Annotated in this window: 9 protein-coding genes; all 9 read right to left on the bottom strand. The window is 63.0% G+C overall.

Annotation, left to right across the window (positions count from 1 at the left end):
• Positions 1 to 40: 40 nt before the first annotated feature.
• Complete coding sequence (locus ACOGJB_RS14380; protein WP_419837776.1) at positions 41 to 295, bottom strand: type II toxin-antitoxin system RelE family toxin; 255 nt, start codon at positions 293 to 295, stop codon at positions 41 to 43.
• Between the two features lie 17 nt (positions 296 to 312).
• Positions 313 to 588, bottom strand: coding sequence for a type II toxin-antitoxin system Phd/YefM family antitoxin (locus ACOGJB_RS14375; protein ID WP_419837775.1), 276 nt, complete (start codon positions 586 to 588; stop codon positions 313 to 315).
• Between the two features lie 107 nt (positions 589 to 695).
• The gene (locus tag ACOGJB_RS14370) at positions 696 to 1,469 is read right to left on the bottom strand and encodes an SRPBCC family protein (protein ID WP_419837774.1); all 774 of its coding nucleotides are present in this window, start codon (positions 1,467 to 1,469) and stop codon (positions 696 to 698) included.
• Positions 1,470 to 1,538: 69 nt separating this feature from the next.
• The gene (locus tag ACOGJB_RS14365) at positions 1,539 to 3,881 is read right to left on the bottom strand and encodes a S8 family peptidase (protein WP_419837773.1); all 2,343 of its coding nucleotides are present in this window, start codon (positions 3,879 to 3,881) and stop codon (positions 1,539 to 1,541) included.
• A 200-nt stretch (positions 3,882 to 4,081) separates the two neighbouring features.
• The gene (locus ACOGJB_RS14360) at positions 4,082 to 5,056 is read right to left on the bottom strand and encodes an AAA family ATPase (RefSeq protein WP_419837772.1); all 975 of its coding nucleotides are present in this window, start codon (positions 5,054 to 5,056) and stop codon (positions 4,082 to 4,084) included.
• Between the two features lie 124 nt (positions 5,057 to 5,180).
• The gene (locus ACOGJB_RS14355; protein ID WP_419837771.1) at positions 5,181 to 5,933 is read right to left on the bottom strand and encodes a M48 family metallopeptidase; all 753 of its coding nucleotides are present in this window, start codon (positions 5,931 to 5,933) and stop codon (positions 5,181 to 5,183) included.
• Positions 5,934 to 6,000: 67 nt separating this feature from the next.
• Entirely contained in the window at positions 6,001 to 9,249 is a 3,249-nt protein-coding gene (locus tag ACOGJB_RS14350; protein WP_419837770.1) for a type I restriction endonuclease subunit R, read from the bottom strand.
• On the bottom strand, positions 9,246 to 10,421 hold the full coding sequence (locus ACOGJB_RS14345) for a restriction endonuclease subunit S (RefSeq protein ID WP_419837769.1): 1,176 nt from the start codon (positions 10,419 to 10,421) through the stop codon (positions 9,246 to 9,248). Before ACOGJB_RS14345 ends, ACOGJB_RS14350 begins: the two co-directional genes overlap by 4 nt.
• Positions 10,414 to 12,798, bottom strand: coding sequence for an N-6 DNA methylase (locus tag ACOGJB_RS14340; RefSeq protein WP_419837768.1), 2,385 nt, complete (start codon positions 12,796 to 12,798; stop codon positions 10,414 to 10,416). The genes ACOGJB_RS14345 and ACOGJB_RS14340 overlap by 8 nt, the downstream gene beginning before the upstream one ends.
• Between the last annotated feature and the right edge of the window lie 62 nt (positions 12,799 to 12,860).

Below are 12,860 nucleotides of genomic sequence, written 5' to 3'. Positions count from 1 at the left end.
GCGAGAGTCTGTTGCAACGCGCAGTTGCCTGTTGGGAGCGTCACAAACGGCCTCGATAGGCGTGCCGGCGATGAATGACACGCACGACCTCGACCTGCTGCGTCGTCTCATCGATTCGGTAGATCACGCGATATGTCCCCAGCCGGGCACTCCAGAGTCCGTCGTATTCGTCCCGCAGCGTTGCCCCGATGCGCCGAGGGTTCTCAATCAGGGGTCCGGTGATCAATTCGATTGCGGCCGCCGCCACAGCTTCCGGAAGCCGCTCCGAGAGGTCCGTGGCGGCAGGTCCGGTCACAATGAGTGCATAGGGCATCAAGGCCGTCGGGGGCGAAGCGCCCGCACAGCCTCGACACCGCGCACGACATCGCCCCGCTCGAGTGCCTGCATGCCTTCGGCAATCGCCGCCATTTCCTCCGGGTCGCTCAGGATCGCCAACGTCTCTTCGAGCGACTCGAGATCTTCGGGGCTGATGAGAACCGCGGCGGGCGTGCCATTGCGAGTGACCACGATGCGTTCGTGGTGCCTGCACACGCGATCGACGTAGTCGGAGAAGCCGTCTCGTACCGTGCGCAGCGATTCGGTCGTCATAGCCACAATTGTGCCACGACGCTGAACCTGACTCCAACCGGATTCCGGGAGCGACGCACGTGAGTCCTGCGATGCACCGTAAGGCGTCCGACGCTGCGGACGGCGATTCAGTCGGCTTGCGGGGCGCTGCTGTCGAGCCAGGCGCGCCAGCGGGTGTCGTCGCGTTCGGCGGCTGCTTCGCCGTCGGGACCGTAGAGGTAGAGCCACACCGAGACCATCGTGAAACCTCCACCATCCTCGGAGGTCAGGAATCCGGTGCCAGGTGCGGGGGTGTCCAGCAGCAGGCTGATGCGGCGCGGGCCAGTGTCGACGACCGTGCCGCCCAGCTTCGTGTCGTCGTCGGCGGCCACGTCGAACCGATCGCCGATGCTGGGCATCTGGCTGATGCCGAGCCCGCCGGCCAAGATCTCCCAGCCCTGCTCGGGAGTGACCGGCCACATCACCATGGGAAGCGCCGAGGTTGCCGTCTGTCCGGCGAAGTGCTCGAGGTGGAGCTGCAGGTTGGACATGAACAGCTTCCAGCCGTCAATCATGGCGTCGTACTGCGGGTCGTCGTCGCCGAAGCCGGCGTTGTGCAGCCGCACGGTGCAGGTGTTGTCGTCATGCGGCTCGACGATCCACTCGAACGACAGCCCCTCGACGCCCTCGCCCCCATCGAACACCACCCGGTGCGGCGGCTCCCAGACTGCGACCCGACCATCGATCTGCATCTCAGGCTCGGGGCCAAACGATGCCGTGCCCACGCCCCCAGCGCGCTCCTCAACGGTGTGAGGCACGTACCACGCCGAGATCCCCGGCCCCGTCGCCACCGCCCGCCACACCGTGTCAAGGTCGCCAACCACCTCAACCGATAGATCAATCACCCGTCCCGCGTCTGCCATGCCCACAGCTTGCCGCATTACGGCGGCGCTAGCGGATGCCCCGCAGTAAGGCAAGCTGCGGCCGAGGCATCAGGGTTCGGTACGTACTTCGATCGGGATGGCCGTGCCCGCTGCGACAGCGATGGGTGTCCAGAGATCCACCTCGACTTTGGGGCTCTCAATGGTGACGATGAGTGAGTAGCGAGCGCCGAGATCACTTCGGTCGCGGCCAGGGATTTCCTTCCACCAGCCGGTGACCGGATACACCGCGATCGTCGCGCGTTCGGCAAGATCAGCCGCAAATCCTGTCCAAATGTCGACGTGTAGCGAGCCACGCACGCGTTCGTTCGGTCCCAAGAACCACTCGCCGGAGTCATCGGCCGCAGGACTTCGCTCCTCGTCTTCTGCGCGGGCCAGCAGATTGAGACGCTCGCGCAGCTCATCCCGAGTCTCAGTTGGTCGTCGGGTATCGAACCTCAGCCCGTGCGACGCGTAACGAAACCGCCGAGTCCATCCACGGCGCGACGGGTTCGGCAACACGAAGTAGGACAATGCGATTCTCAGATTGACTTCGTTGTCCCCCAGTTCGGCCAGCACTTCTTTGGGCCACGGAAGATCGTGGAGGTGCATTTCCCGCATCTTCCCCTTGCGGTACGGGTGAATTGTGTCCTGAACGATCAAAGTCACCGCGTCGTCAGCACTGCGCAGCGCCCGTTCCCTATCCGGCACTCCCCACCCATAGCGGCGCACTCGATTTGCATGATCCTGTTTTCTCTTGCCGGGGGTGCTCCGTGACATCTGAGTCGACCAACGGGCCGACTGCACGATGAGACCTCGAAGAGTCTCCGGCCAGAAGTCTGGATAGCCCGTCCGCAGGTCGGTCGCCATACCGCTAACGGCAGCCGTGGCCGGGCTGGTTCCCGTCATCGTCGTGAGCAAGCGACCGCCCAACACTGTGGAGCGAGTGGTCACCACACCCAGCGCTCCTGGTGTGTCAACGGTCGTTCGTTCGGGCGATGCGGCGGCATTTCCACCTTCGAACACGACGTCCGGCTTATGGGCCCACTGAGGTTTGAAACCGACTGAAGTTCGGCTGAAGGGGGACAGCTCGCCGAGTGGGGCCAGCGGGGTCCAGTGGTTGAACTCGGTCTGAGAGGATAGGTCGTGCAATTCAGTCGACGCGCCGACCGTGATTACATTCCAAGCTTGGCCGGGATCTTCGACCGGCTCAAGATCAGATCGCGTGAGATGGTCAAGTTCGTATGGGCGGCGGACGTTCCCGGCAGACACAAAGAAGAGCCGTTGACTCACATGCTCATCCTCAAGGATCGCCACGTTGCCGTTATCGGATACGTCGATCGCCTGCCCAGCCGCTAGTGCGTCAAGTGCAGCCGACCATCCGGTTGGCTGACCGAGTTCCGCGCCAGGCGCATCCTGAGGACTTGCGGCAGACACAGCTATGACGAAAATGCGGTCTCGTGCCGGGCGCGCAATTTCTGGTAGCGAGACAGCCTGCGCCGTCAGCGAGGCGTACAGTCGCTCATCGTTCAGGCCCTGGTTGGGCAGAATCTTTACTGACTCAAGCCAGCCGGAGAGTGTCACCGGTTGGTTTGAGAGAAGCGATTGGCCGAGATTGCCATAGAGAGCGACTCCGGCCATTTGCGTTCCATGGCCTTGACGATCGTCTGGCCCCCACCGGGGATTGCAGACATGCGCGTCCGATGACGCAAAGGCGAGGGAGACCAGCGGGTGACCTACTTCAACGCCCGTATCGAGCAGACATATTGCCGGCGCGTCCGGTGCAGGCGGGCTGACACGGTCGGCCAGGTTGCGGACGAACTCACTCTGGTCAGCGAGAGACCAATCCGCCAACGGCTGAGCCGCAATCGATGGGCTACGAAGCTCCGCCAGGTCATCGAGCACACCCATCGCCGACGCCAATTGCCGTGCCGTCGCCTGAACGAGCATGACGCGACGCTCACTGAAGATCAATCGGGACTGCCCAACGGTCACGTCCGTCTGTTCGGCGAATGAGGCGACCCGTGCCTCGACTCCATCTCGCTCGCGTAGCCATAGCTCCCACCACGTGCGCTCGTCGGGCGACGGGAAGGAATCCGCCGCTTCGGTCCAGAATGCCTCCAGTGTCGCGAGGCGGAGGTCTGCTATTCGCTCGACGAGCTTCTGGTTGCGCGGTTTGCCGCCGGGCGTGTTCTCAGTGGCGTACTCCTCAAACTTGCGCAGAAAGCTGTCGACTTGCTGATCGGGCACAAACACGGTCGCTAGCTGAACGTCGCGGTCTTCTACGGTGATGTTCCTTACCGCTCGAAGCTCCGGATGATTCTTGGAACTGCGGGGTTCGAGAGATTGAAGTGCGAGCTCAAAGCCAGGGAGTGACTCGAATTCGACGTAGATGCCGTCGATTGTTCCTTCCACATGGATCTCGCGTGCAGGCGCGCGCTGGCCTTGGGCGACCTCAAATGCAGACTCAAGTTGCTCACTTAGGTGCTCAGCATGAGCTTGGCGATCGCCAGGCGACGGGGGTGACTTTCCATCGCGGCCGGGCACGGCCGGCCGATAGCTCTCCGCGGTGGCCGGTACAGCCACGACTACGTGGGGTCGATTTCGTGCGGCCACTACGAGATTGGGTCGTCACGATGACGCGCTTGGAGCGCATCCAGCAAGGTCTCGGTGTCCACGGAACGTCGGTCGGCCAAGATGACGGCTTTGGCGGCCTGCTCCGCTGCGAGGGTGATCTCGCTGTGGCTAAGCCCTTTCGCTGCAGAACCGACCTTGCGCCACTCGATGTCCGCGAGATCGAGCGCTGCGAGGCGGTTGCGGATGACCATGTTCCCGATCCGCACATCTGGAAGGCAGTACTCCAGTCGAGTGTCGAACCTGCGAAACAGTGCCCGATCAAGGGCTTCGGGCAGGTTGGACGTCGCGATCAGAACGCTGTCTGAATCGTCGTCTTCCAGAAACTGCAGGAACGAATTCAGCACCCGCTTGATCTCGCCAACGTCGTTAGTAGCGGCCCGCGTGCCCGCCAGCGCGTCGACTTCGTCGAAGAGATAGATGCCCGTCGTGGCGACCATGGCATCGAAGATCAAACGGAGCTTCGCGGCCGTCTCGCCCATGAACTTTGTGATGAGCCCGTCAAGCCGCACCGCAAGCAGCGGCAGCGACAGTTCGCCCGCCAATGCCCGCGCTGTCATCGTCTTGCCAGTACCAGGAGGCCCCACCAGCAGCAACCGTCGAGCAGGCGCGAACCCACGAGAACGCAACCGGTCCCGCTGGCGTTGCTCATGGAGCACTCGCTTTAGCTCACGGTGCAACGGCGCAGCCAAGGACAAGTCGGCCAGACGCTCATCGGGGTACGCAGCGGTGAGCAGCGACGCAAGCTCTCCGCGGGGTGACGCGACAGGGGTAGGCACCGCAGCACGCGGCTGGCCCCTCCCCGCGTCGATGAGGGCTTTGAGGTCCTGTGCGTAGCTTGCGTGACCGCTACGAGCCTCAGTAGCCGCAAGCTGCAGCGCGACTGCGTAGAACCGCTCGTCATCGCCAGACGCATGGCTCTTGATGAGCGCCTTGACCTGGTCCGCCGTAGCCATGCCGCCAGCCTTCCTGCGCCCCTGACGGTACCCCGACCCACCACCCCGCAGCAGACCATGCGCGGGCAGTGCGACTAGCACGAGGGTCAATACAGAGCCCTAGAAACAGGGCTTGAGATTGGTCCTACCAAACCTCAGTAACCGAACCGAGCCAGATGTTTTTGCCGATGGCGGCGAGGGTGGTCTTGTGGGTCTCGTAGCCGGGCATGAGGCGGGCGACGATGGCCCAGAACTCTTGGGTGTGGTTGGTCTCTCGTAGGTGGGCAAGTTCGTGGACGAGGATGTAGTCGATGAGGCTGGGTGGCAGTTGCAACGTGGCCCAGTGGAGGTTGATGTGTTGCGGGCCCTCGGTCGGACGAGCTGAGCCCCACCGGTAGCCGAGGTCGCGGACCTCGACACCCACGTCGTCCTCACCCATTCGGGTTGCCCAAGGGCGCACTCTTCGGCGGAGCCACTGGCTGCCGACGTCCGCGTACCAGCGGCGCATCGCGGTAGCGCCGTTCACGGCTTCGGCCTCTCGTAGGTGGAACCGGCCACGTTCGAGACGAACGGACCCTGAGCCTTCGAACTCGGTCGTGAGCGTCAGGCGGTAGCTGCGGCCGAGGTAGGCGAAGCCTTCGCCCTCGACGAACTGCTTGACGACCGCCGGGCCGGTGAGCGCATCCTTTTCGGCCAGCTTGCGATACACCCAGGATCGCTTCGACTTCACGAACTGCGTGGCGCGCTCGACCGTCGCCGTGGGCGGCGCTTTGAGCAGCAGCGAGGCATCGCGCTCGACCACGATCTCGATGGTCTTGCGATCGCTAGGCGGGTCCACTTGAAGCTCGAGGTCGCCCACGACCAGCGACGAGACATCGTGTAGCGGTGCAGAAGTCATGGCCACTGACGCCAACGAGCGCAGTGCTGCGTAGCTGGCACCGAGACTGGTGGCAACTCGGGGGCAGTCATGACAGACGGTGCTGGTTGGCCTTGGCGAGAGCGACCAACTCAACGGCCAGCTCATCGAGGCTGGCGTAGGCGAACAGGTTGCTGCGGTCGAGCGTCTGCTTGATCGCCTTGCGCAATTCGTCCTGCTTGGTGGCGTTGTCCCAGAAGCCGACCACGCCGATGATCCGGCGAATCTCGGCCACCAGCTCGCTCGTCAGCGCGACTAACCGTTCACTCGTGTCGGGCTGCGAGCTGGCGACCTTTTCGGCCATCTGGTTGTGGAAGGGCAGCTCGGAGTTCGGGTCCAGCCCCGTGTCTTCCTCATCGGTTCGGCCGGCGTTGATATCGGCCACCATCTCCTCGAACTCCAGCGCCAGCTGATCCCACCGTTCTTCGAGTCGTTCGAGGATCTCATCGACACGCTGCGAGAGTCGCTCGTAGTAGGTGGGGTCCTCGTCGATGTGCTCACGGATGTGGTGGCGCACGGCGTGTTCCATCTCCGATGCTTTCGCACGATCCGAGCCGATCCCGTTGATGTGAGCACTGAACGCCGGATCAGTGATCCTCACCGGCCGAATCTTCTGGCTGAGGTCCAGCACGGTGATGTGCCGGTCGATCAGTCGGCGGACCTTCTCCTTGTACTTGTGCGGATCGAAGTCGCCGTCGGGCGTATCGCGATAGCGGCGTCGGGCCAGCATTTGGATTTCGCCGAACAAGTTGACGTCATCGACGAACGGCAGCGCCTCGGGCCTGGGCAGCACCGTGTCAAACGTGGTCAAGAAAGTCCGCAGCGCAACGTCGAACCCAGCCCGCAGCCGCTCGTCGGCCAACACCTGCACGCAGGCTTCGATCGCGTCGACAGTCACCGCCGGCTCGACACCTCGCTGCACGAAGATCTGACGAACTCGCTGGCGCTGCGGCTCCAGCTTCTCGATCTCGGTGGTCAGCGGGCGCAGCGCGCCGTCCACATCGGGGTCCAGCTCGCCATCGGTGCTCGTGTACGCAGCGAGCGCAGTCGTGAGCTGGGCGGACACGCCGTAGTAGTCGACGACCAAGCCGTAGCTCTTCTTCGCCGCTGTCCGGTTGACACGGGCGACGGCCTGCAGCAGCTCGGCCTCTTGGATCATCCGGTCCAGGTAGAGCACCTGGGCCTGCGGCGCGTCGAACCCGGTCAGCAGCATCGATTTCACGATCAGCAGCGCAAGCGGGTCGTCCTCAGCGCTTCCCGGCCCGAGCGGCAGCTTGAAGCTCTGGATGCGCGCCTGCTGGCGGGCTTGGTCGGTCCACTGCGCGTAGTGCGGCGGGTCATTGTGGTCCCCCGAGATGACCGGCGCGAAGTCGAGCTCACGGATCAGGCCAATCTGCCCGGCGGCAGTGCGCATGAACAACTCATCAGAGTCGAGCGAGTCGCCGGGTCCATCGAGCGAGCCGGGCAGCCGCTGTTCCAGCTCAGCAACCAGATCGTCACGCGCACACCGCAATGCCTCGCGGTACCGCACGCATGCCTCTCGGCTGGTAGCGACGATCATCCCCTTGAATCCGTCGGGCATCACCGTGCCGATGTAGTGCCGGAGAATGTCCTTGGCTTTCGCCTCGATCAGCTCGGGCGCTTCGAGCACCTGTGCAGTCGTGGCGTACTTGCGCTGGAGTGTCTCGCGCTGCTCGTCGGTGAGTTCGGCGAACCACTGGAAGAAGACGTCGTCCATCTTCGAGGCGCCCTTGACCGCGGCATCAGTGGTGCGGCCCTCGTACAGGATCGGCACCGTCGAACCGTCGGCCTCAGACTCGGACAGCGTGTACCGGTCGAGGTAGCCGCCGAAGATCTCCAGCGTCTTCTTGCGCTTGCCCAAGATGATCGGAGTGCCGGTGAAGCCGATCCGGGCCGCGTTGGGCACTGCGTTCATCAAGTTGGCGTGCAGCGTCGATGCCTGTGAGCGATGCGCCTCATCGACCATCACCAGGATCGATTCCGACTCGTTCAGCGTTTCGAACGTCTCGCCTTCGCCCAACCCGTCGGCGTCGTCCCCAGGGGTGTCGCGGTACTTCTGGATCATCGCCATCACCACAGCCGGACCTGGCTGGCGCAGGAGCTCTCGGACCTCGGCCGCGCTTCGGGCGACCTTGATGGTCTCGCCGACCAGTGCTGCGACGCTGTTGAGCTGAGCCTGAAGGTCGGTGCGATCGGTGACCAGGACAATCTTGAAGCTTCGGAGCTGGGGGTGGCTGCGCATGGCCCGGATCAGGAACACCATGGTCAGGCTCTTGCCCGAACCCTGCGTATGCCAGATGATCCCGCCCCGACGGTCGACATGACCGTCGACGGAGCGGGTGCCGCCGGTGAGCAGCCGTCGCAGTGCTTTCTGGACACCGCGGTATTGCTGGTACCGGGCGACGAGTTTGATCGTGCGGCCGGCGCCAGCGCCGGCAAACAGCGTGAAGTGCCGGACGATGTCCAGCAGACGCTCGGGCGCCAGCATTCCTGCCGTCAGCAACTCCTGTTGCTTGACGGCATCGGCGGGCTTGCCGAGCGAGGCGGCGACCTCATCGACGGTGGCGGGGCATGGGTCTTTCCATGCCATGTAGTGCTCGGATTCGGCCGAGAACGTCCCCGCTTGGGCGCGTTCGCCGGTGGTGGCGACGGTGAGCTGATTCGTCCAGAAGAGCTGCTCGGCGCCTTCATTGGCTCCGATGTCTCGTTGGTTGGCGTAGCGGCGGAGTTGGTCAATTGCGTCGGCGATGGCACTGTCGTGGCCTGGCGGTTTGGCCTCGATGACGACCAGCGGAATGCCATTGACAAACAGCGTCACGTCGGGCCGGATGTTCGGCGCCTGCCCCGGCGTGGCCACCGAGAACTGCGACACGGCAAGGAAATCGTTGGCTGACCAGTCGTCCCAGTCGATGTAGTTGACGACCTGGTCTCGGCCCCTGTCCCAGCCGTCGAGCCCCGCGCCTGTGGTTCCGCCCAACAGCAAATCGGTCGACATCCGGTTTGCCTCCAGCAACTTGGCGCCCGCGGGCATTGACCGCAGTTCCGCGATCGCAGCGCTGATCCGAGCGTCGTCCAGCCACGGTGCGCCGTCCGCACCGCGGTTGATCTTCTTCAGCGCCGAATCAAGCCGCCGTTCAAGAAGTACATCGCGATCAGACGCCCGTGCGTCAACTCCGTCAGCCTGTCGCTCTGACCAGATCAGCGGTTCCCACCCGAACAAGGACAATTGGTCCAGCAGCGGCCGCTCCACCCGTTCCCACTCCGGACCCGACGTCACGTCGCCACCGTCCGAACTCGTCCAGACAACAGATCGCTCGATACGCCATTACGTATTCTGCACACCTTCTGTAGTTGTTCGTTCTCTACTTCGAGGCGTCGAGAAAGAGCCGCAAGAACACCAACTACGGTAGTCTGAACTTCTTTGCTCGGAACAGGAATCGGCAGACGAGCCAGTTGTTCACCGGTCAGATGGGCAATGCTTGTCTGTGAGGTGTGCATCTTGAAGAGATCTGACTCAGCTGCATATTTCATGTAATGAAGCATGAATTCTGGCATCACTTTTCCTCTTGTCCTTAGGCGGTGAATCGCCTTCTGAAAGAAACAAGTCTTTAGTTCACCATGCCAGATCGCTGTGCGTCCAACCTCGCCGCCCTCGCATACAAGGACATCACCCAGCTCAAGTGAGAATTTGACTCGCTCTGTATGCGTAAAATCCATCTCATCAAGATCATCGAGCGAGCATCTCTCCCACTGCACGTTACGATTGGCAAGATACGGTGCCGGGTTGGACCCAGTCCTTGCAGCGGGACTCAGCATTTTCCCAAGGGTCATCTCGAAACACTCGCCGACAGGATGGAACTCGCTTGATAACGCAAGACCGGCGAACTGCGACCGGCGGAGACCCTCACGAACTCTTATGAGTTTAGCAATGACGCGCTCAATGGCTTGGATGGCTTCGTCGATCGTGTCAAGGATGTCTGCGATCCGTTGTTGCTCATCCAGCGGCGGCAGCCGAATCAAGATGTGCTCGAACTCACGTGCCGAGATCTCCAAGAACGTCGTACCCGAGGCGCGTCTCGTCATTTCTCGGCCGAGAGTCTGGCCCAAGTGGAACAAGAAGGAAGGATCGACATCGGCGTGTGGAATCAAGCTCTTGAAGCCCTGATTCGTTGCCATCGGCTTGCCCGTCAAGGCGCAAGACCCGATCGAGGCGCGGCTCGTCACCAGGAGCGACCGCTCGGGCAATAGATTCGCGCCAGACACGGCAAGCCCGAGCTCGCTGAGGGAGTCTTGGGTCTCGGACACGAACTTCTTACGGTTGCCTGTGAGTTCGCCCGGAGTTATCCAAGGGATCGGTCCGTCCCAATACTCAGCGCGTTCGCGAGACGGAGTTCCGCCACCGCTCACGATCCCGAGGTCGCCGAGGCGGCAATCGCGCCAATCAGCCATACCCCAACCTCTTGAGTTGTTGATCTAGCCGAGCAGAGGCGACGTTTCGTTGAGCTTCGAGCTGTCGGAGGGTCGTGCCGTACTTGGCAACGAGTTCGTCGTACCAGGCCAGCGTGCTGCGCTCGATGTCGGCAAAGTGATTCGCCACGAGCTTCTCAATGCGGCTGCGAAGAACGCCAATGACCTCATCAGGAGCATCGGTTTCTGATACGGCAGTGAGGGTTTGGCGAGCCGTAGCGAGGAGTGAAGTGCCGATGTCCTTGAGCAACTTCTTTGACTTGGTGCGTTCCGATTTCATCTTCTTGATCTCGGCCAGAGTCGGGGCGTCCTCGCGGGGCATTTCCTCATCGTCGTAGGCGGCCTCGGCAGCCTTGATCTCGGCATCCAGGCTGGCGAGCGCGGCCGCAAGCTCGGCCCGGGAGGTCAACTGCGCCCCCGCAAGGAGTCTGATGGCGATCTGATCCGCCAAGTCAAGAGCGTTCTTGTCGTCTTGGCTGGCCTCGGCGGTGGTCAGCCAGGCCTCGATCACAGCCCTCCAGCCTCGGCTGACCGCAGTTTGGACTTCGTGGTTGGTGTCTTCCCACCATGTGGCCGCCAGGCCAGCTGCGACGAATCGGTCCATCCCGGCATCGACCATCTTGGCGGTGAAATCCTCAACGAGCTGTCGGCGCACGCCGGCGAGGCTGTCCATACCGGGCAGGTCGCGCAGCATTGCTTCGACGGTGTCGGCCCACCATTGGGGCCACGAGCACGCGGCTGCTCGCTGGGCCACGGCGTAGCCGATAGCGCCGTGTGCGGCTTCGCGCCCTTCGGGAGAGGCGATGTTGTGGCACCAGTCGGCGTAGCCGTCGCCGCGATCGGAGAACAGGACCTCAAGGGCATTCAGCCCGGCCCGCTCCAACAGCTCGGCGTCGTCGATTTCGGCCATGGGCACGCCGCCGTGGAGGTGGGCTCGCACGTCGTGGGGCTCGGGCGGCGGAGAGTTGTCGCCATAGCGGCGAATGTTGCAGTTGAAGTTGTTCTCGGCCAGCTCGCCGATGGTGACGATCTTGGCGAAGCCACCGACGTCGGCGAAGTCTCGGTAGGTCGCTGTGATCTTCTCTTCGTCCCGAGGACGCAGGTGATTCTGGGCACGGCCCTCGCCGTAGTCGCGATCGGCGTTGATGAACAGCACCTTGCCCCGTCGCTCGGGCGGCTTCGAACCCTTGGCTCGCAAAATCAGGATCGCAGCGGGGATGCCGGTTCCATAGAACAGATTCGGGCTGAGGCCGATGACGGTGTCGAGCAGGTCGTCTTCGATGATCTTCTGACGAATGGACCCTTCGACCCCGCCTCGAAACAGCACCCCGTGCGGCATGACCGTGGCGACGATGCCGTCGTCGGTGAGGACGGCCAGCATGTGCTGCAGGAACATGAGATCGGCCTTCTTGCCGCCCTCTGGGGTGTAGCCGTAGTGGAACCGCTCGGTGTGGGTGAGCGAGCCTTTGTCGTAGTTCTGGCTGAACGGCGGGTTGGTGATGACGCGGTCGAACCGCTTCAACTCGCCGCCGCTGGTGTGCTCGGGGTTGGTGAGTGTGTCGTTGTGCTTGAGGTCGGCGTCTCGGATGCCGTGCAGCAGCATGTTCATCTTCGAGATCGACCAAGTGGTGCCGTTGTTCTCCTGGCCGGCCAGTACGAGATTGGCAGCATTGCCGCCGTTGTCGACCACATGGTTGCGGGCGTAGATCAACATGCCTCCAGAACCCGAGCACGGGTCGTAGATGCTCATGCCGTCCTGCGGGTCGACCAGGCGCACCATCAGCTGGACCACCGGCCGAGGTGTGTAGAACTCGCCGCCCTTCTTGCCCGCAGAGTCGGCGAAGTCCCGGATCAGGTACTCGTAGGCCGCGCCGAGAAGGTCGGGGAACTCGAAGTCCTCATTGCGCAGCGGGTACTTCGTGAAGTGGTCAATGAGGTCGCGCCACTTCTTGTCCGTGACCGTCGACGTGCCCACCCGCCGGTTGAAGTCGATGTGCTGCAGGACGCCTGCGAGGGAGTGGTTGTGCTCTTCAAGAGCGCCAAGCGCCTTGTTAAGCCCGTCGCCGACCTGGTGGTGGAGCTCGTCGCGTAGCGTCGACCAGCGAGCCTGGGGCGGCACGAAGAACGCTTCGTTGTAGTAGTCAGGGTCGTCAGCGCGCTGCTCGGCTTCTTCCGGCGAGCGGCCCTGGGCAAGCTGGTCCTCGATGACCCGGCGGCGCTCCTCGTCGAACACATCGCTCGCCCGCTTCAGAAACAGCGCGCCGAAGATGTACTCCTTGAACTCCGACGCATCCATCTTCCCCCGCAAGATGTCCGCGGCAGCGAACAGATGCCGTTCGAGCTGAGGCAGTGTGAGCACGAGGCGAGACTAGATGAGCCTTCGTCTGCCTTGAGGATTCGGGCTACAGGGCTCGGCGTAGC

The sequence above is a fragment of the Candidatus Poriferisodalis sp. genome (assembly GCF_965208895.1).
GTDB lineage: Bacteria > Actinomycetota > Acidimicrobiia > Acidimicrobiales > Poriferisodalaceae > Poriferisodalis.
The sequence above is the reverse complement of the archived record's forward strand: the minus strand, read 5'-3'. Positions and strand labels throughout refer to the sequence as shown.

Coding starts and splice junctions, on each gene's coding strand:
- ACOGJB_RS14360 (WP_419837772.1), bottom strand. CDS start 5,056: ATGGCTACGGCGGACCAGGTCAAGGCGCTCATCAAGAGCCATGCGTCT.
- ACOGJB_RS14345 (WP_419837769.1), bottom strand. CDS start 10,421: ATGGCTGATTGGCGCGATTGCCGCCTCGGCGACCTCGGGATCGTGAGC.
- ACOGJB_RS14370 (WP_419837774.1), bottom strand. CDS start 1,469: ATGGCAGACGCGGGACGGGTGATTGATCTATCGGTTGAGGTGGTTGGC.
- ACOGJB_RS14355 (WP_419837771.1), bottom strand. CDS start 5,933: ATGACTTCTGCACCGCTACACGATGTCTCGTCGCTGGTCGTGGGCGAC.
- ACOGJB_RS14375 (WP_419837775.1), bottom strand. CDS start 588: ATGACGACCGAATCGCTGCGCACGGTACGAGACGGCTTCTCCGACTAC.